At 63.6% G+C, this 24,576-nt stretch carries 24 protein-coding genes; 7 read left to right on the top strand and 17 right to left on the bottom strand.

The genetic code is table 11. The features are described from left to right. The first annotated feature begins 36 nt into the window (after window positions 1–36). On the top strand, window positions 37–441 hold the full coding sequence (locus EN851_RS00625) for a cupin domain-containing protein (RefSeq protein ID WP_135881947.1): 405 nt from the start codon (window positions 37–39) through the stop codon (window positions 439–441). Between the two features lie 23 nt (window positions 442–464). On the opposite strand, the gene EN851_RS00620 is transcribed toward EN851_RS00625, so the two are convergent. The 5 genes from EN851_RS00620 to EN851_RS00600 all read right to left on the bottom strand — a co-directional run bounded on the left by EN851_RS00620 (window position 465) and on the right by EN851_RS00600 (window position 5,493). After that, window positions 465–842, bottom strand: coding sequence for a hypothetical protein (locus tag EN851_RS00620; RefSeq protein ID WP_135881948.1), 378 nt, complete (start codon window positions 840–842; stop codon window positions 465–467). Window positions 843–844: 2 nt separating this feature from the next. Further along, window positions 845–2,296 (bottom strand): dihydropyrimidinase, encoded by a 1,452-nt coding sequence (hydA, locus tag EN851_RS00615; protein WP_135928317.1) that lies wholly within the window; start codon window positions 2,294–2,296, stop codon window positions 845–847. 64 nt (window positions 2,297–2,360) lie between these two features. Then, the gene (locus EN851_RS00610; RefSeq protein WP_135866313.1) at window positions 2,361–3,611 is read right to left on the bottom strand and encodes a Zn-dependent hydrolase; all 1,251 of its coding nucleotides are present in this window, start codon (window positions 3,609–3,611) and stop codon (window positions 2,361–2,363) included. Next, window positions 3,612–4,025, bottom strand: a complete 414-nt coding sequence (locus EN851_RS00605; RefSeq protein WP_245464486.1) for an endonuclease domain-containing protein — start codon at window positions 4,023–4,025, stop codon at window positions 3,612–3,614. Between the two features lie 139 nt (window positions 4,026–4,164). Continuing rightward, window positions 4,165–5,493 carry an aspartate aminotransferase family protein gene (locus EN851_RS00600; RefSeq protein ID WP_127871725.1) on the bottom strand — a complete coding sequence of 443 codons (1,329 nt, stop codon included), beginning with the start codon at window positions 5,491–5,493 and terminating at the stop codon, window positions 4,165–4,167. 225 nt (window positions 5,494–5,718) lie between these two features. Between EN851_RS00600 and EN851_RS00595 the strand changes: the two genes are divergently transcribed. After that, entirely contained in the window at window positions 5,719–6,354 is a 636-nt protein-coding gene (locus tag EN851_RS00595) for a TetR family transcriptional regulator C-terminal domain-containing protein (RefSeq protein WP_127279388.1), read from the top strand. A 91-nt stretch (window positions 6,355–6,445) separates the two neighbouring features. On the opposite strand, the gene EN851_RS00590 is transcribed toward EN851_RS00595, so the two are convergent. After that, window positions 6,446–7,333, bottom strand: coding sequence for a helix-turn-helix transcriptional regulator (locus EN851_RS00590; protein ID WP_135928316.1), 888 nt, complete (start codon window positions 7,331–7,333; stop codon window positions 6,446–6,448). Window positions 7,334–7,436: 103 nt separating this feature from the next. Here EN851_RS00590 and EN851_RS00585 point away from each other — a divergent pair, with 103 nt between their 5' ends. Both EN851_RS00585 and EN851_RS00580 read left to right on the top strand, forming a co-directional pair. After that, window positions 7,437–8,276: an SDR family NAD(P)-dependent oxidoreductase gene (locus tag EN851_RS00585; RefSeq protein WP_135928315.1), complete on the top strand. Its 840-nt coding sequence runs from the start codon at window positions 7,437–7,439 to the stop codon at window positions 8,274–8,276. Then, window positions 8,273–8,995 (top strand): SDR family oxidoreductase, encoded by a 723-nt coding sequence (locus EN851_RS00580; protein WP_135928314.1) that lies wholly within the window; start codon window positions 8,273–8,275, stop codon window positions 8,993–8,995. Before EN851_RS00585 ends, EN851_RS00580 begins: the two co-directional genes overlap by 4 nt. Window positions 8,996–9,004: 9 nt before the next feature. On the opposite strand, the gene EN851_RS00575 is transcribed toward EN851_RS00580, so the two are convergent. The 7 genes from EN851_RS00575 to EN851_RS00545 form a co-directional block, all read right to left on the bottom strand. Further along, window positions 9,005–9,382, bottom strand: coding sequence for a DoxX family protein (locus EN851_RS00575; protein WP_135928313.1), 378 nt, complete (start codon window positions 9,380–9,382; stop codon window positions 9,005–9,007). Between the two features lie 69 nt (window positions 9,383–9,451). Then, window positions 9,452–9,910 carry a carboxymuconolactone decarboxylase family protein gene (locus EN851_RS00570; RefSeq protein ID WP_127871730.1) on the bottom strand — a complete coding sequence of 153 codons (459 nt, stop codon included), beginning with the start codon at window positions 9,908–9,910 and terminating at the stop codon, window positions 9,452–9,454. 28 nt (window positions 9,911–9,938) lie between these two features. Further along, a complete protein-coding gene (locus EN851_RS00565; RefSeq protein WP_135866435.1) occupies window positions 9,939–10,457 on the bottom strand; it encodes an Rrf2 family transcriptional regulator in 519 nt (172 codons plus the stop codon). Window positions 10,458–10,863: 406 nt separating this feature from the next. Further along, window positions 10,864–12,177 (bottom strand): NAD-dependent dihydropyrimidine dehydrogenase subunit PreA, encoded by a 1,314-nt coding sequence (preA, locus tag EN851_RS00560; protein ID WP_127873165.1) that lies wholly within the window; start codon window positions 12,175–12,177, stop codon window positions 10,864–10,866. A gap of 14 nt (window positions 12,178–12,191) precedes the next feature. After that, window positions 12,192–13,034 carry a methyltransferase domain-containing protein gene (locus tag EN851_RS00555; RefSeq protein WP_135928312.1) on the bottom strand — a complete coding sequence of 281 codons (843 nt, stop codon included), beginning with the start codon at window positions 13,032–13,034 and terminating at the stop codon, window positions 12,192–12,194. A gap of 5 nt (window positions 13,035–13,039) precedes the next feature. Then, the gene (locus tag EN851_RS00550; protein ID WP_135928311.1) at window positions 13,040–14,395 is read right to left on the bottom strand and encodes an NAD(P)-dependent oxidoreductase; all 1,356 of its coding nucleotides are present in this window, start codon (window positions 14,393–14,395) and stop codon (window positions 13,040–13,042) included. Window positions 14,396–14,511: 116 nt separating this feature from the next. After that, on the bottom strand, window positions 14,512–15,243 hold the full coding sequence (locus EN851_RS00545) for a gamma-glutamylcyclotransferase (protein ID WP_135928310.1): 732 nt from the start codon (window positions 15,241–15,243) through the stop codon (window positions 14,512–14,514). A gap of 177 nt (window positions 15,244–15,420) precedes the next feature. Between EN851_RS00545 and EN851_RS00540 the strand changes: the two genes are divergently transcribed. After that, a complete protein-coding gene (locus EN851_RS00540; RefSeq protein ID WP_135928309.1) occupies window positions 15,421–16,197 on the top strand; it encodes a VOC family protein in 777 nt (258 codons plus the stop codon). A gap of 41 nt (window positions 16,198–16,238) precedes the next feature. On the opposite strand, the gene EN851_RS00535 is transcribed toward EN851_RS00540, so the two are convergent. Then, on the bottom strand, window positions 16,239–16,727 hold the full coding sequence (locus EN851_RS00535; protein WP_135928308.1) for a hypothetical protein: 489 nt from the start codon (window positions 16,725–16,727) through the stop codon (window positions 16,239–16,241). 200 nt (window positions 16,728–16,927) lie between these two features. Between EN851_RS00535 and EN851_RS00530 the strand changes: the two genes are divergently transcribed. Beyond that, window positions 16,928–17,323: a DoxX family protein gene (locus tag EN851_RS00530; RefSeq protein ID WP_135928307.1), complete on the top strand. Its 396-nt coding sequence runs from the start codon at window positions 16,928–16,930 to the stop codon at window positions 17,321–17,323. Between the two features lie 22 nt (window positions 17,324–17,345). Here the strand turns inward: EN851_RS00530 and EN851_RS00525 are convergent, their stop codons facing one another. Together EN851_RS00525 and EN851_RS00520 are read right to left on the bottom strand one after the other, a co-directional pair. Continuing rightward, window positions 17,346–19,787: an FAD-dependent oxidoreductase gene (locus EN851_RS00525; protein ID WP_135928306.1), complete on the bottom strand. Its 2,442-nt coding sequence runs from the start codon at window positions 19,785–19,787 to the stop codon at window positions 17,346–17,348. 69 nt (window positions 19,788–19,856) lie between these two features. Then, entirely contained in the window at window positions 19,857–21,395 is a 1,539-nt protein-coding gene (locus EN851_RS00520; RefSeq protein WP_127277959.1) for a trimethylamine methyltransferase family protein, read from the bottom strand. Between the two features lie 216 nt (window positions 21,396–21,611). Between EN851_RS00520 and EN851_RS00515 the strand changes: the two genes are divergently transcribed. Beyond that, window positions 21,612–22,202: a transglycosylase SLT domain-containing protein gene (locus EN851_RS00515; protein ID WP_127277960.1), complete on the top strand. Its 591-nt coding sequence runs from the start codon at window positions 21,612–21,614 to the stop codon at window positions 22,200–22,202. A gap of 13 nt (window positions 22,203–22,215) precedes the next feature. Here EN851_RS00515 and EN851_RS00510 read toward each other — a convergent pair whose 3' ends face one another. Then, window positions 22,216–24,546, bottom strand: coding sequence for an ABC transporter ATP-binding protein (locus tag EN851_RS00510; RefSeq protein WP_127873172.1), 2,331 nt, complete (start codon window positions 24,544–24,546; stop codon window positions 22,216–22,218). Between the last annotated feature and the right edge of the window lie 30 nt (window positions 24,547–24,576).

Raw genomic sequence — 24,576 nt, 5'->3', positions numbered from 1 at the left:
CCTTGTTCCACTCAATCGACGCCCGGAGTTTCCCCGATGTCGCCCAAACCCACTTGTCGTCTTATTCGCCCTGACAGCACCTATGAAGGCAAGCAGGGGTTGACCTATCTGGCCGGCATCGCGACCGAAACGGTCGGTTCATCCGGCATCTGCATGCACGTGCTGACCATACCGCCCGGCGCCCGCGCCAAGGCGCATCTGCACGAGAACCACGAGACGGCGATCTACGTGCTCTCCGGCGAAGTCCATACCTGGTATGGCGACCGGCTCGAGCATCACATCGTCGTCAAGGCCGGCGACCTCTTCTACATCCCGGCTGGCGTGCCGCATCTGCCGGCCAATCTCAGCAACGCCCCTTCCTCGGCCGTCATTGCCCGCACCGATCCCAACGAACAGGAAAGCGTCGTCCTGCTGCCGGAACTGGATGCGCTCGTCGCCTGACACCGACGCGAGGGTGGTCGCCATCATTTGCACCGGGAGACTTCACCCATCACATTGCCGTCCTCGTCGACGACAGAAAGTTTCTTGGCATTCTTGGCGCTGCGCTTGATGGTGAAGGTGGCCGGCGACTTGCCGTCCTCACCTTCGGCTTCGCACTCGGCCTTGATCGTCAACGAGCCATCGGCCTGCGCCTTCGTCTCGGTGAAGGTGCAGGCGCTGGCCGCCGTGATCAGTTCCTTGTCGGTCAGAAGCAGCATCTGATCGGCGGCGACTTCCTGACCGTTCTTGTTGATGCAGCCATACTTGTCGCCATAAGGCTTGCTGAGATCGATGCCGGCTGCCGACGCATGGCCCGCTGACAACAGCGCCGCGGCGGCCATGGCAAGATGAATGGCGCGCATGGTCAAACCCCCGTCGCCGGGATGCCCGTCCGCTCGACCTTGCGAGGCGCGGTGATCTCTTTCCACGTCGACAGCGCCCGGTTGACCGCGGCGTTCGGCTCCCGTCCGACGAACTCGCCATGGCCGGGCTTCGCCTTGACCTCTGCCTCCTCGATCGACAGTTCGCCGCGCGAGAAGACGAAGCGCGGCAGGCCGGTCACCTCGACGCCTTCGAACACATTATAGTCGATGACAGACTGCTGCTTCTTCGAAGATATGGTCTTCTTGCGCTTTGGATCCCAGACGATGATGTCGGCATCCGCGCCTTCGACGATGGCGCCCTTCTTCGGATACATGTTGAGGATCTTGGCGATGTTGGTCGAGGTCACCGCGACGAACTCGTTCATCGTCAGCCGTCCGGTGTTGACGCCCCTGGTCCACAGCACCGGCAGCCGGTCCTCGAGCCCGCCGGTGCCGTTGGGGATCTTGGTGAAGTTGCCGACGCCGAAACGCTTCTGGTCCGTGGTGAAGGCGCAATGGTCGGTCGCCACCACCTGCAGCGATCCGGCCTGCAGGCCGGCCCACAGCGAATCCTGGTGTAGCTTGTTGCGGAAGGGCGGGCTCATCACCCGGCGCGCCGCATGGTCCCAGTCCTTGTCGAAATATTCGCTCTCGTCGAGGGTCAGGTGCTGGATCAGCGGCTCGCCGAACACCCGCATGCCTTTCTGGCGCGCCCGGCGGATCGCCTCATGGCTCTGCTCGCAGGAGACATGCACGACATAGAGCGGCACGCCGGCCATGTCGGCGATCATGATGGCGCGGTTGGTCGCCTCGCCCTCCACTTCCGGTGGACGCGAATAGGCGTGGCCCTCAGGCCCATTATTGCCGGCCGCGAGCAGCTTCTGCGACAACGCCGCGACCACATCGCCATTCTCGGCATGGACCAGCGGCAGCGCGCCAAGGTCGGCGCAGCGCTGGAACGACGCATACATCTCGTCGTCGTCGACCATCAGCGCGCCCTTGTAGGCCATGAAGTGCTTGAACGAGGTGATGCCCCTGTCGACCACCGTGGCCATCTCGTCGAACACCTGCTTGCCCCACCAGGTGATCGCCATGTGGAAGGAATAGTCGCATGCAGCCTTGGAGGTCTTGTTGTCCCACATCTGCAGGGCTTCGAGCAGCGATTGCTGCGGCGCCGGTAGGCAGAAATCGACCACCATCGTCGTGCCGCCGGCAAGGGCCGCTCGCGTACCGGATTCGAAATCGTCGGCCGAATAGGTGCCCATGAACGGCATTTCGAGATGGGTGTGCGGGTCGATGCCGCCCGGCATGACATAGCAGCCGGTGGCGTCGTACTCATGGTCGCCGTGCAGGTCCGAGCCGATGGCGACGATCTTGCCGTGGCTGAACAGCACATCGGCCTTCCACGTGCGGTCGGCGGTGACGACAGTACCGTTCTTGATGACTTTGGTCATTTATCTGTTCCCTGTTCTCTTCGCGCTTCTTGGTGAGCGGCGTTTCGAATGTAGATCTCTTAGTTCACTCCACGATGACGGCCGTCTCCACCACCGCGTGGAACAGCACATCGGCGCCGGCCGATGCCCATTCCTTGGTGATCTCCTCGGCCTCGTTGTGCGACAACCCGTCGACGCAAGGGCACATCACCATGGCGGTCGGCGCCACGCGGTTGATCCAGCAGGCGTCGTGGCCGGCGCCCGAGACGATGTTGCGGTGCGTGTAGCCAAGCCGATCGGCGGCATCGCGGATTGCCTTGACGCAGTCCTTGTCGAAGGTGACCGGATCGAAATGGCCGACCTGCTCGATCTCGTATTTGATATCCAGCGCGTCGCAGATCGTGTCGATGCCTTCGCGGATGCGGCCATCCATGGCATCGAGCACTTCCTTTTCGGGCGAACGAATGTCGATGGTGAAGATGGTGCGACCGGCGATGATGTTGCGCGAGTTCGGATAGACTTCCATGTGCCCGACAGCGCCGACCGCGTCGGGCTGGTAGTCCATGGCGATCTCGTGCACCAGCTCGATCACGCGCGCCATGCCGAGCCCGGCGTTGCGGCGCTTGGGCATCGGGGTCGAGCCGGTATGCGCCTCCTTGCCGGTCAGCGTCACCTGCAGCCATTTCAGGCCTTGGCCGTGGGTGACGACGCCGATGTCGATGTCTTCGTCCTCGAGGATCGGGCCCTGTTCGATATGCAGTTCGAAGAAGGCGTGGATCTTGCGGTCGCCGACCTTTTCGGTGCCCTTCCAGCCGATGCGCTCCAGTTCCTCGCCGAATTTCTTGCCGTTCTTGTCCGTGTGCTCGTAGACGTCGGCCTGGTCGAGCACGCCGGCGAACACACCGGAGGCCATCATCGCCGGCGCGAAGCGCGCGCCTTCCTCGTTGGTCCAGTTGGTGACGACGATCGGATGTTTCGTCTTGATGCCGAGATCGTTGAGCGAGCGCACGATCTCCAGGCCGCCGAGAACGCCGAGCACGCCGTCATATTTGCCGCCGGTCGGCTGCGTATCGAGATGGCTGCCGACATAGACCGGCGGCAGGCTGGGGTCGGTGCCTTCACGACGGGCAAACATGGTGCCCATTTCGTCGACGCCCATTTCTAGCCCGGCCGCATCGCACCAGCGCTTGAACAGATGCCGGCCCTCGCCGTCCTCGTCGGTCACGGTCTGGCGATTGTTGCCGCCGGCAATGCCGGGGCCGATCTTCGCCATCTCCATCAGCGAATCCCACAAACGGTCTGAATTGATTCGCAGATTTTCGCCGGGTGCGGCCATTCAAAACCTCTCCAATTGCGCGGCGTCCCCCTCCCCCTCAAGGGGAGGGTGGCCGCGAAGCGGTCGGGTGGGGTCGCCTGACATAAGCTCGACCTTCCCCTTGACCGCCTGCGCGACATGCCAGGCGCTGTTTATGACATCGGGCTCGTCAACACGAAAGATATCGAACCCGAGCGAACGCAGATAAGCATCACGAACGGCGTCGTGCCGTTTGCCCTTTTCGTGTTCGTGCAGATCGCCATCCACCTCGACCACCAGTTTCACACCAAAACAGGCGAAGTCGACGATGTACGGTCCAATCGGGCACTGGCGGCGGAATTTGATGCCGGTCGATTTCAGCTCGCGCAGTTCATACCAGAGCAGGGATTCGCCCTTGGTCGCGTGAACTCGAAGCGCGCGCGCCTTCTGGCGCATTTCGAAACTCACGCGAGTCCGGGGCATCAACGGCGGCCTCGCGGCAAAAGATCAGGTCGGCGCCCAGTCGCACCGACCCCACCCGACCGCTTCGCGGCCACCCTCCCCTCGAGGGGGAGGGATATCCGCGCCCAGATCTTCAATCGATAGACCTCAAAACTTCACGCACATGGTCGATCAGTTCGTTGATCTGGCCCTTGGTGATGATCAGCGGCGGCGACAGTGCGATGATGTCGCCGGTGGTGCGGATCAGCGCGCCGCGCTCGAAGGCCTTGACGAAGGCGGAGAAGGCCCGCTTGGTCGGACTGCCGGCGATCGGCGCCAGCTCGATCGCGCCGATCAGGCCGATGTTCCTGATGTCGATGACATGCGGCTCGCCCTTCAGCGAATGCAGCGCATCTTCCCAATAGGGCGACAGTTCCTCGCCGCGCGTCAGCAGTCCTTCTTCCTTGTAGGTGTCGAGCGTGCCGAGTGCCGCCGCACAGGCGATCGGATTGCCCGAATAGGTATAGCCGTGGAAGAACTCGATCATGTGCTCGGGGCCGGTCATGAAGGCGTCGTGGATTTCCTTCTTGACGAACACCGCGCCCATCGGGATGACGCCGTTGGAGACGCCCTTGGCGGTGGTCATGATGTCGGGCGTGACGCCGAAATAATCGGCGGCGAACGGCGCGCCGAGGCGGCCGAAACCGGTGATGACCTCGTCGAAGATCAACAGGATGCCGTGCTTGGTGCAGATCTCGCGCAGCTTCTCGAGATAGCCCTTCGGCGGCAGGATGACGCCCGTTGACCCGGCGACCGGCTCGACGATGACGGCGGCAATGGTCGAGGCATCATGCAGGGCGACGATGCGCTCCAGCTCGTTGGCGAGCTCCGCGCCATGCTCCGGCACGCCCTTGGAGAAGGCGTTCTTCTCCGGCAGGTGGGTGTGCGGCATATGGTCGACGCCGCCCAGCAGCGTGCCGAACATCTTGCGGTTGGTGACGATGCCGCCGACCGAGATGCCGCCGAAATTGACGCCGTGATAGCCGCGCTCGCGGCCGATGAGCCGGGTGCGCGAGCCCTCCCCCTTCACGCGGTGATAGGCGATCGCCATCTTCAGAGCGGTCTCGACCGATTCCGAACCGGAATTGGTGAAGAACACGTGGTCCATGCCCTTGGGCGCGATGTCGACCAGGCGGTTCGCCAGTTCGAACACGATCGGATGGCCCATCTGGAAGGCCGGGGCGTAGTCGAGTTCGGCGGCCTGGTGCTGGATCGCCTCGGTGATCTTCGGGCGGCAGTGGCCGGCGTTGACGCACCACAGGCCGGCGGTGCCGTCCAGCACCTTGCGGCCGTCGCTGGTGGTGTAGTGCATGTCCTTGGCGGACACGAACATGCGCGGCGCCTGCTTGAACTGCCGGTTTGCCGTGAACGGCATCCAGAATGCGCTGAGATCGTTCGGCGTGACTTTCAGCCGGTTGGACATGACCAAGACTTCCCCTTGTAACCTGTTTCGGTGCGTCCAACGCTTGGTCTTTGCCGTGCTTTCATGCTACGCAAATTTTGACCGATTGGACAAACGTTAGCACCGCCCTGTCGGCGGTCAAGGATTACTAGCGGAAATGCGGCTCCTGAAGTGCGTTCCACAGGCTAGGGAAAAACTGGTCCAGAGAATTGGTCCAGATGACCGTCAATGCGAGGGTCCGCAACGGTGACCATCAGCACGCAAGCCCCTCGCCGCACCCGCATCCAGCAGGAAAAGCGCGAACTGATCCTGGAGGCCGCGCTCGAAGTGTTCTCCACCAACGGCTTCCGCGGCTCGACCATCGACCAGATCGCCGAAGCCGCCGGCATGTCGAAGCCGAACCTGCTCTACTATTTCCGCCGCAAGGAAGACATTCACGAGACGTTGATGGAACGGCTGCTCGAAACCTGGCTGGCGCCGCTGAGGGAACTCGACGATATCGGCGATCCGATGACCGAGCTCAGGAGCTACATCAGGCGCAAGCTGGAAATGGCGCGCGACTTTCCGCGCGAGAGCCGGCTGTTCGCCAACGAGATCCTGCAGGGGGCACCGCGCATCATGCCGCTGCTGGCGGGCGAGCTGAAGACGCTGGTCGACGAGAAAGCAGCGGTCATCAAGGGCTGGATGCGCGCCGGAAAGATCGCGAGGACCGATCCCTGGCACCTGATCTTCTCGATCTGGGCGACCACCCAGCACTATGCCGATTTCGACGTCCAGGTCCGCGCCGTGCTCGGCCCGAACCGCGGCGGCGACGGCCGTTTCGAGGACGCCGCGAGATTTCTCGAGCAGTTATTCTTGGATGGGCTGAAGCCGAAAGGCTAAAATGGTTTCGTCATTTGAGGGCGAAGCAAGGAGCGAGGCGACGCGGCGCAGCCCCTAGAATGACGACGTCGAGGGCTGCTACCAGCCAATCTCAGGCGCTGCGCCGTTCGGCCGGCATCGCGTCGAGCAATTGTTGAAGCTTGGCAACCGAGTTCTGCTCGGCAAGCGGTGTATAGACGATCAGCCGCATGTCCGAGCCGTCGTCGATCGACAGGCTCATATGCTCGAAAGCCATCAAGCCCGCCTTGGGATGCCGAACGTGCTTCACGCCGGTCAGCCTGCGCGCCACGTCGCGCCGCGGCCACCAGTCACGGAACTCGGGACTCGAGCTCATCATCAGGGCGATCAGCCTGTCGAAATCGGGATCGCCGACATATTTGGCGCTTTCGGCACGAAACGAGGCAAGCACCACGCGGGCGAGTTCTTCCCAGTCGACCAGCAGGCGGCGATGGTGCGGATTGGTGAACACCATGTGGACGATGTTTCTGCTGTCGCCGTCCAGCAGGCCATAGTCGCCGAACACAGCCGCCGCGGCCGGGTTCCAGGCGAGCACATCCCAGCGCCGGCCGACCACTTGGGCCGGCTGCAGGACGAGGCTTTGCAGCATATGCAACAGCGTAGCGTCCACCTTCTCGGGCGCCGCCACACGACGTTCCGGCTGCTGGCGGCCGGCGAGAATGAACAGATGCCGCTTCTCGACGGCGTCGAGGCGCAAAGCCCCGCAGAGCGCCGAGAGCACTTCGACCGAGGGCCGCACGTCCCTGCCCTGTTCGAGCCAGGTGTACCAGGTGGTGCCGACACCGGCGATCATCGCAACTTCCTCGCGCCGCAGACCCGGCGTGCGCCGTCGCGGACCTGTTGCGATGCCGGTGGCCAACGGCGTCAGCCTTTCCCGGCGCGAACGCAGGAAGGCGCCGAGTTCGCGCCGGCGGCTCTCGTCGGCTGATTGGGTGGGGGCAGCAGAGATGGAAGCGTTCATACCGGCTATTATAGCAGTATTGATACCAGGATAAAGTTTGAACTGTTTGCCGTGGGCGAAGCGTCCCATCTTGCGTTCGGAGCAGCAACAGGAGGCTCTGAACATGGAATTGAAAGACAAGACCATCCTCATCACCGGATCGACCGACGGCGTCGGCCGGGTCGTGGCGCAAAGGCTGGGCGCCTCCGGCGCACGGGTACTGGTGCATGGCCGCGATGCCACACGCGGTAAGGCCGTTACCGCCGAGATCGAAGCCGCCGGCGGCAAGGCCGAGTTTCTCGCGGCCGATCTCGCGTCGCTGGCGGAGGTAAGGCGCCTCGCCGAGGCCGTGCGCGCCAGGACGAGCCGCCTCGACGTCCTCATCAACAATGCCGGCGTCGGCACGGCTGGCGACAAGCGACAGACGAGCGCCGACGGCCACGAACTTCGCTTTGCCGTCAACTATCTCGCCGGCTTCCTGCTGACCTCGGAACTGCTGCCGCTGCTCAGGGCAAGTGCCCCGGCGCGCATCGTCAATGTGGCGTCCGCCGGCCAGCAGGCGATCGCCTTCGACGACGTCATGCTGACCCACGGCTATAGCGGCGTGCGCGCCTACTGCCAGAGCAAGCTGGCGCAGATCCTGTTCACCATCGATCTGTCCGAGCAGTTGAAAGGCAGCGGCGTCACCGTCAATGCGCTGCATCCGGCGAGCTACATGAACACCACCATGGTCCGTCAGGCGGGGGTGAAGCCATGGAGTTCGGTCGAAACCGGCGCCGACGCCATCTTGAACCTCGCCACCGCGCAAAAGCTCGAAGGCCGCAGCGGCCTCTATTTCGACGGACTGCGCGAATCCCGCGCCGACGCCCAGGCTTACGATGCCAGGGCAAGACAGCAATTGCGAAGCCTGAGCCTCGACCTCGTCGGGCTGGCTTCGCCAAAATCGAAGGAAGAACCGTCATGACCGTCACAACCGAACACACAGTCATCATCGGCGGCTCGTCCGGCATCGGCCTGGCGACAGCGCGCAAACTGCTCGGCCCGGGCATGAAGGTCACCATCACCGGGCGCAACCAGGACAAGCTCGTCAGCGCCTGGAAAAGCCTTGGTGGCGCAGCCGACAAGGCCGCCTTCGACGCGTCGAAGCCCGATGAGGTGCGCCAGTTCTTCGATCGGCTCGGTCCGTTCGACCACCTCGTTCTGGCGGCGAGCGGCGGCAAGGGCCTCGGACCGTTCGAGACGCTCGATCTCGCCGACATCGCCGGCGGCGTCGACGAAAAGGTGCGGCCGCAACTGTCCTGCCTGCAGGCCGCGTTGCCGACGTTGAGCAAATCCGGATCGGTCACCTTCATCTCGGCGGTCTCAGCTCAGGTCACCATGCCCGGTGTCGCCGGCATCGGTGCCGTCAACGGCATGCTGCTGACCGTGACGCCGATCCTGGCTGTCGAGCTGAAGCCGCTACGCGTCAACGTCGTGGCGCCCGGCGTCATCGACACGCCCTGGTGGGACTTTCTGCCGGAGGAACAGAGGCAAGCGGTGTTTGCCGAATATGCGGGGAAGACGCCCGTCGGCCGCATCGGTCGCGCCGAGGACGTCGCATCGGCGATCGCCTTCCTCGTCTCCAACAACTTCATGACCGGCCAGGTGCTGACCTGCGACGGCGGCCTGCGGTTCGCGGCCTGACTTCGGCCATCAAACGGATTGTGCGATCAGCGTCAGGAACCCACCGCCGAGCGCGACATTGCCGATGAAACCGTTGATGCGGGACGCCCGGTCCGGACCCTGATGATCCCAGAAATTGTGGAACATCGGCGTCGCGACGACCAGGAACAGCACCAGCGCCGCGCAGGCGATCACGGTCCAGAGGCCTGATATCACCAGCGCCTCTGCAATGACCTGCAGGACAATGCCTGCCCACAGTGCCAGCCGAGCCTGCGGCACGCCGCGCGCGGCCATCAACCCGGTCAGGAAGGCCGCGTTCTGGATGTTGCGCAGGCCGGCGAAGACGAAAGCGCCGCCGGCCAGCAGGCGGCCGAAAAACAGCAAGGTCGAAGGCAAATCGGCAGGCATCAAACGCTCCCCTTGAAACAGTAGAAGCGCCGCCTTCTTCGGCGGCGCCCCAACAAACATCCGGACCGATCAGGCAGCTTTGGCGGCCGGCATCGGATGGATGGCGTGGAACGGGATGCAGAGCCGGTTCCAGGTGTTGATCATGCCGACCGCGACGGACAGCTTGACCAGTTCCTCTTCCGAAAAATGCTCCAGCGCGCGCGCATAGAGCTCGTCCGGCACCCCGTTGTCGGCGACCAGCGTCACCGCTTCGGTCCAGGCCAAGGCGGCGCGTTCGCGCTCGGAAAACAGCGGCGATTCCTTCCAGGCGGAAACCAGATAGAGCCGTTGCTCGGTCTCGCCGTCGCGCCTGGCTTCGCGGCTGTGCATCTCGACGCAGAAGGAACAGCCATTGATCTGCGAGGCCCTGAGCTTGATCAGGTGCAGCAGGCTCACCTCCAGCCCGCATTCGTCGACCGCCTTGTTGAGCGCCGAGACCGCCTTCATGATTTCGGGCGCCTTGGCGAAGAACTGCATTCTCTGTTTCATCGTCTTTCCTTTCGCATCGTCGGGAGGGTTAGGTTTGGTTGGTTGAACTGGATTTCTGCGGCCGCTGATGGCGCTCGACAAAGGCGCAGCTCGCGGCAAACGATCTGGGGTCGCCTTCCGCCGCGTAATCCGCCACGATGTCGGACAGTTTCACCTCGGCCAGCGCTGCCCGGTAGGCGCGCTCCGCTTTCAGCATCGCGGCATTGATGCCGCAAGGTTTGACATAGGCCGAGGCATCGATCTTGACCGGACCGTTGCGGCGGATCTCGCCGCAGCGAAACGCCGGTTCGCGGCCCTCGACGGCCAGCACGATGTCGAGCAGTGTGATGCGTTCCGCAGCCCGCGCCAGCCGATAGCCGCCCGCCGGACCCGGCACCGATTCCAGAATGCGCGCCGCGCTCAACATATTGAGATGCTTCAGGAGATAGCTCGGCGACAGGCCGAACGCTTCCGCCAGTGCCGCGCCCGGCATGGTGCTGTTGCCGTCCACACTGGCCAGCGTCGCCGCACAGTGGATGGCCGCCTCAACGCCCTCGCCCAGCTTCATCGTGATGATCTCCAATTCATGGACATCTTTTATCGTGGATAATTTTTATCGGCAATAGGAAAATGGAACGTCCTGCTTTTTAGAACGGGAACACGTTGATGATCGGCGAAATGGGCGAGGACAGCGTCTTTCTCCCCGTCACCATACGGGGAGAAATGCCCGGCAGGGCAATGAGGGGCGGCGCCAACTTTGCGATCCAATTACTGAGATCATAGAAAATCGCCCGGTGCCAAACACCAGGGCAGGTTGCGCAGATCGTCAGTGACGCCCGAGGTGCGGGTGCGGTGCGCAGATTATCTCAAAAGGTCGCGCTGCCCCTCATCCGCCTGCCGGCACCTTCTCCCCGTATAATGACGGGGAGAAGGGAAAGCTGCTGCGCCCTCGGCGCTCTTCTCGTGACGAAACCCTACTCCGCCGCCACCTTGGCCATCGGGTTGTTCGGGTGCGTCGTCCAGTTGGCGTAGACCGGCGACACGGGCTTGCCGGTGCGTTGGTCCATCACGCCCGCCGCCAGCGGCTCCATGGTGATGCAATTGTCGACCGGGCAGACATTGACGCACAGATTGCAGCCGACGCACTCGGCCTCGATCACCTCGAAGTGCCTGACGCCGTCGACCATGTTGGTGATCGCCTGGTGCGAGGTGTCCTCGCAGGCGATGTGGCAGCGGCCGCATTTGATGCAGGCGTCCTGGTCGATATGCGCCTTGGCGACGTAGTTGAGGTTGAGATACTGCCAGTCGGTGACGTTGGGCGTGGCGCGCCCGACAATGTCGTCGAGCGAGCGGTGGCCCTTCTCGTCCATCCAGTTTTCGAGACCGGCGATCATCTCTTGCACGATCTTGAAGCCATAGGTCATCGCCGCCGTGCAGACCTGCACATTGCCGGCGCCAAGCGCCATGAATTCGGCGGCGTCCCGCCATGTGGTGATACCGCCGATGCCGGAGATCGGCAGGCCGCGCGTTTCGGGGTCGCGGGCGATCTCGGCCACCATGTTCATGGCGATCGGCTTCACCGCCGGGCCGCAATAGCCGCCATGCGAGCCCTTGCCGTCGATGGTGGGCATCGGCGCGAAACTGTCGAGGTCGACGCCGGTGATCGAATTGATGGTGTTGATCAGCGATACCGCGTCGGTGCCGCCGGCATGGGCAGCGCGCGCGGGCTTGCGGATGTCGGTGATGTTGGGCGTCAGCTTGGTGATGACCGGCATGCGCGTGTATTGCTTGCACCAGCGCACCACCATTTCGATATATTCCGGCACCTGGCCGACGGCCGCGCCCATGCCGCGCTCCGACATGCCGTGCGGGCAGCCGAAATTGAGCTCGATGCCGTCCGCCCCCGTCTCCTCGACCAGCGGCAGGATGGCCTTCCAGCTCTCTTCCTCGCAAGGCACCATGATCGAGGCGATCAGCGCACGGTCGGGCCAATCCATCTTGACCTGCTTCATCTCGCGCAGATTGGTCTGCAAGTCGCGGTCGGTGATCAGCTCGATGTTGTTGAGGCCGAGCAGACGCCGGTCGGCGCCCCAGATCGCGCCGTAGCGCGGGCCGTTGACGTTGACCACCGGCGGCCCCTCTTCGCCCAGGGTCTTCCAGACCACACCGCCCCAACCCGCCTTGAAGGCGCGGATGACATTGTAGGCCTTGTCGGTCGGCGGCGCCGACGCCAGCCAGAACGGGTTGGGCGATTTGATACCGACGAAATTGTTTCTGATATCAGCCATGACAGGGGTCCCTTTCAACCGAGACGAAGAAGCAGTTCGACGGGCGCGAGAATGCCGCCCTCGAGGGCAGCGATGAGGTTGGCCATCTTGGTGCGGGCGTCCTCGCCCATGACGAGGCCGAGGCCGGGCGATGGCTTCCTGCCTTCGGCTTGCGCGGCGGCCAGCCGGGCACGCATCGCGGCGAAAAACTCGATGGCGAAGGCGCCGCGCTGCCGCTCCGCGGTCACCGAGAAGCCCGCCGCTGCGGCGGCCGAGCGGTAATCGTCGGGCGTGGCGACGAAGGATATGGTCTCATTGGATGCCCAAGGCAGCGGATAGGTCAGATCGTCGTCCTTGAGCCGCATCACATCGTAGACGGCAAAGACGCCGCCGGGTTTCAGCACACGGGCGGCCTCGCTCATCAGCTTCGCCTTGTCGGGAAGGTTCATGCCGACATGCAGGATCATTGCCGCATCGAAGCCGGCCTTGGCGAACGGCATGTCGAGCGCGCTGCCTTGCACGAAGTGGGTCTTGCCGGCCATTCCCGTCCGCCTCGACAGGCTGGTCGCGATATCGACATAGCTTTGCGTCAGGTCGATGCCGGTGACGTCGACGCCGGCATTGTTGGCGACAAAGCGGGCCGGTCCCCCTATCCCCGATCCGATGTCCAGCAGCCTGGCTCCTGGCTTCAACCCAAGCTGGCCGATAAGGTCCCTGGTGGCGGCCACGCCGCCAATGTGGAATTCGTCGACCGCTTCGAGATCGCCGGCGCGCAAATGGGCAACATCGACACCCGCACCGGCGAGCGCGGCAAGGATTCGCTCCTCCAGGCCTGAAATCTCGTAGTGACGGGCAATGCCCGGTTCCACCGTGGCCATGATCCTTATCCCTGGGTCAGACTCCTGTGGATGCTCTCAGCCGCGTCGCGCCCTTGCGCCACGGCGGACACGGTGAGGTCGTCGCCACCGAAAATGCAGTCCCCGCCGGCCCAGACCTTGGCGAGCGACGTGCGCCCTTCACCATCGACCTTGATGCGGCCAGCTTCGAGGTCGATCGATGCCCCGCTGCCATTGAGGGCAGCCGGGACAAAACTCTGGCCGATGGCCTTGAACACCTGGTCGGCAACCAGCGTCAGCGTCTCGCCGGTGCCGGCAAGCCTGTCGCCATTGAGCGCGGTGTATTCCAGTTCAATGCCCGACACCTTACCACCTTCGGCAATCACCCGCTTCGGCTGCAGCCAATGACGGATGGTGACGCCGTTGGCGGCCGCCAGGTCCTGCTCGAATTCGGAGGCGTTCATATGCTCCTGGCCACGCCGGTAGCAGACCGTCACCTCCTCGGCGCCAAGCAGCTTCGACTGCACGGCGGCATCGATCGCCGTCATGCCGCCGCCGATGACGACGACGCGGCGGCCGACCGGCAGCCCGGAGAGGTCGCTGGCCTGGCGCAGTTCGGCAATGAATTCGACCGCGTTGGTGACGCCGGCCGCATCCTCGCCATCGGCGCGCAACGCGTTGACGCCGCCCAGCCCCATGCCGAGGAACACCGCGTCGTAATTGCGGATCAGGTCGGAGAGCTGGTAGTCGCGGCCGAGCGCCTTGCCGTTCTGGATGTCGATGCCGCCGATCGCGGTGACATAGTCGACCTCGGCCTGGGCAAAGTTGTCGACGCTCTTGTAGGCGGCGATGCCGTATTCATTGAGGCCGCCGGCCTTCGGACGCGCCTCCAGGATGGTCACGTCATGGCCATGGCGAGCGAGCCGGTGCGCGGCGGCAAGGCCGGCCGGGCCGGCGCCGACCACGGCGACCGTCTTGCCCGTCGCTGTCGCGCGCGGATAAAACTGCTTATTCTCGGCCATCGCGACATCGGTGGCGTAGCGCTGCAAACGGCCGATCTGCACCGGCTTGCCTTCCGCCACCTCGCGCACGCACACCTCCTCGCACAGCGTCTCGGTCGGGCAGACGCGGGCGCACATGCCGCCCAGGATGTTCTGGTCGAAGATCGTCTTGGCCGAACCGATCGGATTGCCGGTCGAGATTTGGCGGATGAACAGCGGGATGTCGATCGAGGTCGGGCATGCATTCATGCACGGCGCGTCGTAGCAGAAATAACAGCGGTCGGATTCGACCAGCGCCTCGTGATGATCGAGCGGCGGATGCAGGTCGGAAAAATTGTCCGCGTATTGGTCAGCCGCAAGGCGGCCGCCGACAATACCCTCTTTGAACTGACCCTCTGGCATTTTCAGTTCCCCATGTTTTCGTTTTGGGGAAGGCTAGCACGTTTTATTTTTTTATCAATTGGTCAATTTTTGAGGCAAGTTGCTGAAAAGACTGGATAAAAACATGATAATTGCGGTCAAGTTATTGGTGGCGGTGACGCGAGGATATGGCCGCCGTCCATGCCAATGCCATGGATCGACCTGATCTCATCGGCGACCAATTTCTGCAACGTCCAGAGATTGCGGTCGCGGATGCCGAATTCCTCGAGATGGCTGACCGTGTTGTAAAGATATTCCGCGCCTGAGCCGACATGGCCGCAGGCGCGCGCCAGCACCCGTGCCACGGCTTCCAGCGGCTGCCCGAGCGAAGTGCCTCTGCCCGTCACCCCGACCCAGAAACCCAGCGCCCGCAACGGCCCTTGCGCGGTACGCACCGGAACCCACCGGACCGAAGCGACGCTCTCATGATCGTCGATCTCGCGCCGCAACAGTCTTTCGATCTGAGCAGTTTTCTCCCCTTCCGGTAACCGATAGATCACGCCATCACATCGGCCGCCGCGTTCGAGCGCCATCATCAGTCCAGGCTGCGCGACACTGCCGCGCCAGCGGACCATGTCGATGCAGAAGGAGCGGTGCCAGCCATGGGCGGTGGCGCGCTGGCGTTCGACGGACTCGAAAGCCGGCTTCCAGATCAGCGAGCCATAGGCGAACACCCATAGCGGCCCCGCATCGGCTTCATTGAACAGCCGCGCCGAAAGGTTCCGAAAATCCTCGTCGCTCAGTTGCGTCCAGCTGCCGCTAGGCCCGGGATCGGCCTCCTCACGATGGCACAGTGCAACAAGCTCAGCTGTAAGTGACATCTGCCGCATGGATCGAGCCCCCCTTTTCGAAGCCAAGCAAAGGCGAAAATCGCAAGGCACGCAAGATTGCCAGGAGGCTGCGCCTTGCCGTTCCCGATTTCTAGCCCAGATGTCGGATTTCTGTCGTCGAGATCGTCCTAGGATGAATCGAACGACGATCGGCGCACAACGGTGAGGAGACCGACCATGCCAAAATCCCCGATGCCCTTCTTCTGGTACGAATTGATGACGTCGGATCTCGACGCCGCGGAGGCTTTCTACACAACCGTGGTCGGCTGGACGGCGCAGCCCTTCGACAAGGCGCCCGGCATGCCGCGCTATATCGTCATGAATGTTGGCGAGCGTGGCGTCGGCGGCCTGATGACGATGCCCGAGGATGCGGCCAAGATGGGCATGCCGCCCGCATGGCTGGGCTATATCCACGCCAGGGATGTCGACGCGGCAACAGCGTCACTGGAAAAGGCAGGCGGTGCCGTTCACCGCCGGCCCGACGATATTCCAGGCGTCGGCCGCTTCGCCGTCGTCGCCGATCCGCAAGGCGCCACCTTTATGTTCCTGCAGCCGAACGGTCCGGACCAGCCCGTCGTGCCGGCCAGCACGCCTGGCCATATCGGCTGGCACGAACTCTACACGAGCGATTGGAAGGCCGCGTTCGATTTCTATTCCAGCCAGTTCGGCTGGGCCAATTCAGGCGAATTCGACATGGGGCCGATGGGCATCTACCAGACCTTTACCGCCGGCCCTGAATCCGGTGGCGGCATCATGAACAAGCCCGACCAGATTCCGGTGCCGGTCTGGCAGTTCTATTTCAATGTCACCGGCATCGACGCAGCGGCTAAACGCGTGACCGACAATGGCGGCAAGATCCTGATGGGACCCATGGAGGTCCCCGGAGGCAGCTGGGTCGTGCAATGCCAGGATCCGCAAGGCGCGCATTTCGCTTTGATGGCGCCGGTGCGGTAAGCGCTACGCCAACCGCTGATACCACGCGTGCTGGCGTCGGCTCATTCCGGCGCCAGCACAGCGACCTTGAGGGTCTCTTTCTTGGAACCGCTAAACTGGACAGTGGCTGTGCCGGCGGCCAGCTTGAAGCGCACGCTCTTGCGGACACTGGGGCAAGTCTTGACGCCGCTATAGCCGGACGATTTCACGGCCTTGCCGTCCTGGATGACATCGATCCAGGCCTCGCCCGACAGGCTGATCTGGATGGAGCCGTCCGGCGGCACCGCCACGCTGGCAACGGCGCCGAACGTGCCCTCCGCAGGGGCGCGTTCGGGCGGCACCGCGAAGCCGGCCTTTTCGGCCGGCAGCAGCGCCAGGTCCGCGGCGGCCCCCACCGCCAGCGTCGCTCCAGACGGTGTCGAGGGTGCCTCTGCAAACAGCGCCTGTTCGCGCGTCACCGGCCATTTAAAAGCTTCGCAGCCCGCGTCCTCGGCCATGGCGAGGCTGGTGCCCATAAGGATTGCGAACAGGCTGATGGCGACTTTTTTCATGGCAAGGGACCCACATGTCTGGAGTACTCACAATCAATACAACCATAGCGATATAATTGCAACTCTGACGGGTACAACAGCAAAAGCCGGACCGGGGAACATTTCCAATCACCAATTGTTGATGGCAGGCCGGGGGAAGTGAATGGTCCGTTGCCCGGTGATAATCTATGGCCGGCCGGGAAGCTGAAATGGAGTTTTAGATGAAGCTTTTCGATGGCCTCTCCAAACACCAGCCGCAGGCGCTTGCCGTGCTGCGCATCATGACCGCGCTGCAGTTCGTCGAGCACGGCACGCAGAAACTGTTCAATTTCCCAGCCAGCGACCACGCCGCCGCCGCATTGAGCGGACTGCCGCTAGCCGCCGGTATCCTCGAATTCGCCGGCGGCGTTCTGCTCGCCTTGGGGCTACTTACCCGCCCGGTCGCGTTCCTTCTGGCCGGCGAAATGGCGATCGCCTATTTCATGGCCCACTATCCGCGCGACTTCTTCCCCATCAACAACAGCGGCGATTCGGCGATCTCGTTCTGCTTCATCTTCCTCTATCTGGTCTTCGCCGGCGCCGGCGCCTTCGCGCTGGACAACCGCCGCAACGCGTGATCCCCCATGTGGGGGTGAGCCCTCACCCCCGCATCCGTTCGAAATTCGCGTCGAACAGCGGCGCCGCCTGCATGCGCGCCGCATGCCGCTTGCCGAGTAGCTCTATTTCGAAGCCGTGGCTCTCGTCGGCGATCTCCTTCGGCACATAGCCGACGGCAACCGACTTCTTCGAATGATGGGCATAGCCGCCCGACGTCACCCAGCCGCGCACCGCGCCGCCGAACCAGATCGGCTCATCGCCGATGACGTCGGCATCGTCGGAGTCGACGATGAAGGCGCGCAGCCTGAGCTTGCCGCCCTGCTTGCGCTCGGCCAGCGCCGCCGCCTTGCCGATGAAATCCGCGTCCTTGCCGTAAGCGACGAAACGGTCGAGCCCGGCCTCCAGCGGCCCGTAGATCGGCCGGTATTCGCGCCCCCATGAGCCGTAGTTCTTCTCCAGACGCAGCGCGTTGAGCGCGCGCGAGCCGAACAGGCCGATGCCGAACTCTTCTCCCGCCGCCATCAGCGCCTGATAGGCGGCGCGCTGATATTCCGGCGCCACCCAGATCTCGTAGCCGAGATCGCCGGTGTAACTGACGCGGCCGACCAGGCACGGCGCCATGCCGACATCCATCTTGGCTATGGCCATGAACGGAAACGCCGCATTCGATATGTCGGAGCGGGTGGCTTTCGCCAGCACGTCCCTCGCCCTGGGACCGGCGATCGACAGGCCGGTGAGCTTCTGCCCCAGCGCCTCGATGGGGACGGACCCGTCATCGGGCAGATGCTGTTCGAACCAGCGCATGTGATATTGCTCGGCAATGCCGGAACCGGCCAGGAACCAGCCCGCTTCTTCCCGATCTTGGGCGCCCAGATTGGCCAGCGTGAAATCGCCGATCAGCCTGCCGTCTTCCTTGAGCATCGGCGCCAGGGTCATGCGACCGGGCTTCGGCAGCTTGCAGGCGAGCATCCGGTCGAGCCATGCCGCGGCCCCTTCGCCCGTCACCTTGTATTTGGCGAAGCTCGATATCTCCGACAGGCCGACGCCCGAGCGCACCGCCGCCACTTCAGCGGCGACATGGGTGAAGTCGCTCGAGCGCCGCCATGAGAACTCGTCCTTGACGCCTTCCGGCGCGTACCAGAGCGGCACCTCCAGCCCATAGGCGACGCCCCACTGCGCGCCCTTGGCCGACAACAGGTCGTAGACCGGCGTCGTCTTCAGCGGCCGCCCGGCGGGCAGTTCCTCGTTGGGGAAGCGGATCGAAAAGCGCCTGGAATAGTTTTCGCGCACCTTGGCGTTGGTGTAGGCCATGGTCGCCCAGTCGCCGTAGCGGGCCACGTCCATCGCCCATATGTCGGCGCCGGGATCGCCCTCGATCATCCAGTTGGACAGCGCCAGGCCGACGCCACCGCCCTGGCTGAAGCCGGCCATCACGCCGCAGGCGACCCAGAAGCCCGGCAGGCCGCGCACCGGCCCGACCAGCGGATTGCCGTCGGGCGCGAAGGTGAAGGGCCCGTTGATGATCTGCTTGATGCCGGTGTTCTGGAAAGCCGGGAAATGCCGGAAACCGACCTCGAGCGACGGCGCGATACGGTCGATGTCGGGCGCCAGCAATTCATGGCCGAAATTCCATGGCGTGGAGAATTCGGACCAAGGCTTGTTGGCCTTCTCGTAGGTGCCCATCAGCATGCCGCCGCGCTCCTGGCGCAGATAGAGCTCGCCGTCGAAATCGACCGCATGGATGATCTCGGTGCCGGTTTTCTCGTTCCAGGCGGCGACCTCCGGCATGTCCTCGGTGATCAGGTACATGTGTTCCATCGCCAGAACCGGCAGTTCGAGCCCGACCATGCGGCCGACCTCGCGCGCCCACAGGCCGCCGGCATTGACGACATGCTCGGCCACCACCTCGCCCTTGTTGGTAATGACGCGCCACATCCCGTCTGCACGGCGCACAATGTCTTCCACCTTGGTGAACCGTTCGATCTCGGCGCCCAGCTTCCGTGCCGCCTTGGCATAGGCGTGCGTGACGCCCGAGGGATCGAGATGGCCGTCCTCCTTGTTGCGGACGGCGCCGACGAACTGGCTGGGGTCGAGCAGCGGCATCAGTTCGGCCGCCTCTTTCGGCGAGATTTCCTCCAGCTCGATGCCGAGATAACGGCCCTTGGCGACGACCCCGCGCAGCCAGTCGAGCCGCGCCTCGGTGGCAGCCAGAAGCACGCCGCCGGTCAGGTGGACGCCGGTCGCCTGGCCGGACAGCTCCTCGATCTCCTTGTAGAGGTTGATGGTGTATTTCTGCAGCTTGGCGACATTGGGATCGCCATTGATCGTGTGCATGCCGCCGGCGGCGTGCCAGGTCGAGCCGGACGTCAGCTCGTCGCGCTCCAGCAGCACGATGTCCGTCCAGCCATGACGGGCGAGATGGAACAGCACGGAACATCCGACGACGCCGCCGCCAATGACCACGACCTTTGCATGCGATTTCATGGATTTTTCTCTGATATCAATGAGTTGGATGGGTGAGATGAATCGAGACGGGAAGAGCGGACGCTGAAATCACGGCTCGCCCTGCCCGATCGCTTCCTTGCGTCTGGCCACATAGGCCTCGAGCTCTTCGCGCACGGCGATGTCCATCGCCGGCTCGACATAGTCTTCAAGCGCCTTCTTCCACAGCCGCGTCGCGCGCGCCGTCGCGTCGAGGCCGCCGGCCTCTTGCCAGGCCTCGAAATTCTGCCAGTTGGACAGCATCGGCTGGTAGAAGGCGGTCGCATAGCGCTCCAGCGTGTGCGGCTCGCCGAAGAAATGGCCGCCTGTCGGCACCGCACCCAGTGCCTCGACGGCAAGCTCGGCCTCGTCGACCACGATCGGACGCAAAAACTCCATCATGTGCTGGATCATCTCGACGTCGATGATGAATTTCTCGAACGATGCCGTCAGCCCGCCCTCCTGCCAACCGGCGGCGTGGTAGACGAGATTGCCGTGGCCGAGCACCGCGCCCCAGAGCGCCATCAGCGTCTCATAGGCGCCTTGCGCATCGGCGGCGTTGGAAGCCGAGCCGGGCGTCGTCCGGTATGGCAGGCCGTAACGCCGCGCCAATTGCCCCGAGGCGATGTTGGCCTTGGTGTTTTCAGGCGTGCCGAAGGCCGGCGCGCCCGACTTCATGTCGACATTGGAGGTGAAGGCGCCGTACATGACGGGCGCGCCCGGACGTACGAGCTGTGTCAGTACCACGCCGAACAGCGCCTCGGCATTCTGCTGCGCCAGGGCGCCGGCCAGCGTCACCGGGCTCATCGCCCCCATCAGCGTGAACGGCGTCACCGCCACCGACTGGCCGTATTCGGCCATCGTCACCAGCCCCTCGGCCATCATCTCGTCGAAACGGCGCGGCGAGTTGACCGAGATGATGGTGGCGATACCGGGATCGTCGCGCATCTGATCCAGCGTCAGCCCGCGCGAAATCGCCATCATCTCGATGCCATCCAGCGCCCTGCCCCGGCCGATCGCCGAGACATGAAAACTCTTGTCGGTCAGCGTCAGATTGGTGAAGTAGGTGTCGAGATGGCGTGAGTTGGCCGGCAGCTCGACCGGCGCGCAGACCTGATTGCCGAGCATGTGGATACAGTTGAAATGCTGCGCCAGCCGGGTGAGATCGGCATAGTCGCGCAGGTTGCCGGCACGACGGCCGCGCTCCATGTCGTGCACGTTCGGCGGCCCGGCGACCAAGGTGAAATTAATGGTATTGCCGCCGAGGTGGATCGACTTGGCCGGATTGCGCGGTGTCAGCGTGTAAGTGGTCCGCGTCGTCTTCAGCGCCTCTTCCACCATGCCGCGATCGACGCGCACATTCGCCGTCGCATGGTCGACCGTGGCTCCGGCCTTCTCGAACAGCGACAGCGCCCTCCGGCTCATCACCTCGATGCCGAAATTCTCCAATATGTGCATCGACGCCTGATGGATCGCCTCGATCTGGTCGGACGACAACAGCGCCATCGGCGGATAGGGATTCGTCACCCGTCTGGGCGGCAGCTGCGCGATGGGCGCTGGCCCCCTGTTGCTGGTGCGCTCGGCGCCGCGCTTGCGTCTTGGTTCGGTCATGCCGGCATCAAAGCTTCGGCAGTGCGGCCGGTCTGTCAGAAATACGCCGTTTGCCGGCGTGATTTTAGCCAAGGCGGCATTTTCTCGACACCAGTTTATAAAAGGCGACCGTGTGCGTCGGAATATTGATATGATGTTTTCTCATCTGCTCGTGCCGACGAAGCGTTAACGGCCGCAGCAAGATTCCCTTTATGATTTCGGCCTATTGCTCCTCCCATGCGTAGGTCGAGTTTTAGTAAAATTGTAGCGGTTTGCGCGCTGTTGGCGCTTTCGGCTTGCGCCACCGCGCCCAGCCACATCAACAATGTCTGCGCCGTCTTCGACCAGAATGACGGCTGGTTCGACAATTGGCAGTCGGCCGCCGAGCGCTCGTCGCGGAAATACGGCGTGCCGGTGCCGGTGCTGATGGCCACCGTACGCAAGGAATCCGGCTTCAAGAGCAACGCCCGGCCGCCGCGCACCAAGCTGCTTGGCTTCATCCCCTGGAAGCACGTCTCCTCGGCTACCGGCTTCTCGCAGGCACTGGACGGAACCTGGTCGCAATATCAGCGCGAAACCGGCAACTGGGCGGCACGGCGGACGAAATTCGCCGATGCCGTCGATTTCGTCGGCTGGTATCATTCCAAGACAGCCGACAGCTACGGCGTCGCGCGCAACGACACCTACAACCTCTACCTCGCCTACTATCTCGGCTGGAGCGCCTATGGCCGCGGCAACCGTGGCGACGCCGGCGTGCAGGGTTACGCCCGGGCCACCGACAAGATGGCCCGCGACTATGACGCGCAGCTACGGCAATGCGGCTCCTGATACCTGCTTCAGGTTAGTGCCGCCGCGTCGTGTCTTTCGGCTTCGAAACACCGGTCTCCGAAACCTCGTCGCGCACTTCGTGGCGCCGGGCTCGCATGCCCGCCTCGCCCTGCTCCGCGGCGTCCCCGATCTGGTCGGCTTCCGCGCTGCCCTTTTTGCCACGTGGCCGGTTGGGCGCTGTCCCCGCCAAGCCCGGTCCGGTGCCGTGCGCATCGTCCGGCACGCCCTCATGCGCGGCATGTTCCTTGTCGAACTTGATGACCGGCTCCATGGTCTTGAGCACGTCGTCGGAAAGCCAGCACAGGCTCATATGGCCGTCGCCGAGATTCTTCACCGGCGGCACCTTGGTTTCGCAGAGATTGTCGGGCACCAGCTTCTTGTAGCCGCAGCGGGTCTGGAACGGACAGCCGGTGGGCGGGTTCATCGCCGAGGGGATGTCGCCTTCCAGCACGATGTGCTTCTTCACCACGCTGGTGTCGGCAATCGGGATCGCCGACAGCAGCGCCTCGGTATAGGGATGATAGGGCGGCGCGAAGATCTGGTCTGTCGTGCCCTGCTCGACGATATAGCCGAGATACATCACGACGACGCGGTCGGCGATGTAGCGCACGACGGACAGATCGTGGCTGATGAACAGCATCGTCGTCTTGTTCTTGCGCTGGATGTCCATCAGCAATTCGGTCACCGCCGCCTGCACCGAAACGTCGAGGGCCGAAACCGGCTCGTCGGCCACGACAACCTTGGCGTCGCCGGCAAAGGCGCGCGCCACGCCGATGCGCTGCTTCTGGCCGCCGGAAAGCTGGCGCGGCTTGCGGGTCTCGAAGGCGCGCGGCAACTTCACCAGGTCGAGCAGCTCCAGCATGCGCTTGCGCCGGTCGGCGACCGTCTTTCCGACATTGAATTTTTCCAGCGTGCGGATGATCTGCGACCCGACCGAATGGCTGGGGTTGAGCGTATCGAACGGATTCTGGAACACCATCTGGATCGACGACACGGTGTCGACGCTGCGGCTCTCGATGCCGGTCGACTGGATTTGCTTGTTGCCCAGCGTCACGGTGCCGGCACTTGCCGTCTCAAGTCCGAGCAGCACCTTGGCCAGCGTCGATTTTCCGCAGCCGGATTCGCCGACGATGGCGACCGTCTCGGATTCGCGCGCCATGAACGATATCGTCTCGTTGGCCTTGACGACGCGGCCCTCGCTCGAGCCGAACACCTCGCTGCCGCCGACCTTGTAGTATTTCCTGAGATCCTCGATCTTGAGCACCGGCGCGCCGGGCACGACCTTTTCGTTGACCTTCTTGGCGCCGGGCGGCAGCGCTTCCCAGTCGATCTCGTTGAAGCGTACGCAGCGCGAGAAATGGCCCTCGTGTCCGGCGACTTCGACCATCGGGATTTCGGCGGCGTTGCAGACGCCCTCGACGAAATGGTGACAGCGCGGACCGAAATTGCAGCCCTTCGGCCGCTCATGCGGCAGCGGCAACTGGCCGGGGATGGAGATCAACGGCCGTGAATTTTTGTCGGCGCCCGGCAGCGGGATCGAGCGGAACAGCCCTTGCGTATAGGGATGGCGCATCCGGTCGAACACGTCCTTGATCTTCCCGGTCTCCACCGCCTCGCCCGAATACATCACGGTGATGCGGTCGCAGGTCTCGAGGATAAGGCCGAGATTGTGCGACACGAAGATCATCGACGTGCCGAACTTCTCGCCCAGCCCCTTGACCAGTTCGACGATGCCCGCTTCCACCGTCACATCGAGCGCCGTCGTCGGCTCGTCGAGCAGAAGCAGCGCCGGCTTCGACAGCAGCGCCATCGCAATGACGATGCGCTGCTGCTGGCCGCCGGAGAGCTGGTGCGGATAGGAGCGCATCATGCGCTCGGGATCGGGCAGCTTGACCGCGCTCACCATTTCGAGGGAGCGTTTGTAGGCCTCTTCCTTCGACACCTTGTCGTGGATCAGCGGCACTTCCATCAACTGCTGGCCGACCTTCATCGCCGGATTGAGGCTGGCCATCGGCTCCTGGTAGATCATGGCGATCTTGTTGCCGCGGATGGCGCGCAGCTCCTCGTCGGAGAGCTCGCCCATGTCCTTGCCCTGGAACTTGATCCTGCCGCCGACGATCTTCCCGATGTTGGACAGGTCGCGCATGATGCCGAGCGACACGGTCGACTTGCCGCAGCCGGATTCCCCGACGATGCCCATCGCCTCGCCCGGCATGACCGTGCAGGAAAAATCCATCACCGCCGGTATCTCGCCCTTGCGGGTGAAAAAGGAGATCGACAGGTTCTCGATCTCGATGATCGGCCCACTGGTCGGCTTGGCGGGATTTCGAACTGCCTCGTTCATGGGTCGCTCCAATCCAAATTGTACCAGACG

The organism is Mesorhizobium sp. M8A.F.Ca.ET.208.01.1.1 (assembly GCF_004791315.1).
Classification (GTDB): domain Bacteria; phylum Pseudomonadota; class Alphaproteobacteria; order Rhizobiales; family Rhizobiaceae; genus Mesorhizobium.
The sequence above is the reverse complement of the archived record's forward strand: the minus strand, read 5'-3'. Positions and strand labels throughout refer to the sequence as shown.

What these genes read in the sequence shown, in the direction of transcription:
- EN851_RS00625 (WP_135881947.1), top strand. Translation starts at nt 37, where the DNA reads ATGTCGCCCAAACCCACTTGTCGTCTTATTCGCCCTGACAGCACCTAT.
- EN851_RS00620 (WP_135881948.1), bottom strand. Translation starts at nt 842, where the DNA reads ATGCGCGCCATTCATCTTGCCATGGCCGCCGCGGCGCTGTTGTCAGCG.
- hydA (WP_135928317.1), bottom strand. Translation starts at nt 2,296, where the DNA reads ATGACCAAAGTCATCAAGAACGGTACTGTCGTCACCGCCGACCGCACG.
- EN851_RS00610 (WP_135866313.1), bottom strand. Translation starts at nt 3,611, where the DNA reads ATGGCCGCACCCGGCGAAAATCTGCGAATCAATTCAGACCGTTTGTGG.
- EN851_RS00605 (WP_245464486.1), bottom strand. Translation starts at nt 4,025, where the DNA reads ATGCGCCAGAAGGCGCGCGCGCTTCGAGTTCACGCGACCAAGGGCGAA.
- EN851_RS00600 (WP_127871725.1), bottom strand. Translation starts at nt 5,493, where the DNA reads ATGTCCAACCGGCTGAAAGTCACGCCGAACGATCTCAGCGCATTCTGG.
- EN851_RS00590 (WP_135928316.1), bottom strand. Translation starts at nt 7,333, where the DNA reads ATGAACGCTTCCATCTCTGCTGCCCCCACCCAATCAGCCGACGAGAGC.
- EN851_RS00585 (WP_135928315.1), top strand. Translation starts at nt 7,437, where the DNA reads ATGGAATTGAAAGACAAGACCATCCTCATCACCGGATCGACCGACGGC.
- EN851_RS00580 (WP_135928314.1), top strand. Translation starts at nt 8,273, where the DNA reads ATGACCGTCACAACCGAACACACAGTCATCATCGGCGGCTCGTCCGGC.
- EN851_RS00575 (WP_135928313.1), bottom strand. Translation starts at nt 9,382, where the DNA reads ATGCCTGCCGATTTGCCTTCGACCTTGCTGTTTTTCGGCCGCCTGCTG.
- EN851_RS00570 (WP_127871730.1), bottom strand. Translation starts at nt 9,910, where the DNA reads ATGAAACAGAGAATGCAGTTCTTCGCCAAGGCGCCCGAAATCATGAAG.
- EN851_RS00565 (WP_135866435.1), bottom strand. Translation starts at nt 10,457, where the DNA reads ATGAAGCTGGGCGAGGGCGTTGAGGCGGCCATCCACTGTGCGGCGACG.
- preA (WP_127873165.1), bottom strand. Translation starts at nt 12,177, where the DNA reads ATGGCTGATATCAGAAACAATTTCGTCGGTATCAAATCGCCCAACCCG.
- EN851_RS00555 (WP_135928312.1), bottom strand. Translation starts at nt 13,034, where the DNA reads ATGGCCACGGTGGAACCGGGCATTGCCCGTCACTACGAGATTTCAGGC.
- EN851_RS00550 (WP_135928311.1), bottom strand. Translation starts at nt 14,395, where the DNA reads ATGCCAGAGGGTCAGTTCAAAGAGGGTATTGTCGGCGGCCGCCTTGCG.
- EN851_RS00545 (WP_135928310.1), bottom strand. Translation starts at nt 15,243, where the DNA reads ATGCGGCAGATGTCACTTACAGCTGAGCTTGTTGCACTGTGCCATCGT.
- EN851_RS00540 (WP_135928309.1), top strand. Translation starts at nt 15,421, where the DNA reads ATGCCAAAATCCCCGATGCCCTTCTTCTGGTACGAATTGATGACGTCG.
- EN851_RS00535 (WP_135928308.1), bottom strand. Translation starts at nt 16,727, where the DNA reads ATGAAAAAAGTCGCCATCAGCCTGTTCGCAATCCTTATGGGCACCAGC.
- EN851_RS00530 (WP_135928307.1), top strand. Translation starts at nt 16,928, where the DNA reads ATGAAGCTTTTCGATGGCCTCTCCAAACACCAGCCGCAGGCGCTTGCC.
- EN851_RS00525 (WP_135928306.1), bottom strand. Translation starts at nt 19,787, where the DNA reads ATGAAATCGCATGCAAAGGTCGTGGTCATTGGCGGCGGCGTCGTCGGA.
- EN851_RS00520 (WP_127277959.1), bottom strand. Translation starts at nt 21,395, where the DNA reads ATGACCGAACCAAGACGCAAGCGCGGCGCCGAGCGCACCAGCAACAGG.
- EN851_RS00515 (WP_127277960.1), top strand. Translation starts at nt 21,612, where the DNA reads ATGCGTAGGTCGAGTTTTAGTAAAATTGTAGCGGTTTGCGCGCTGTTG.
- EN851_RS00510 (WP_127873172.1), bottom strand. Translation starts at nt 24,546, where the DNA reads ATGAACGAGGCAGTTCGAAATCCCGCCAAGCCGACCAGTGGGCCGATC.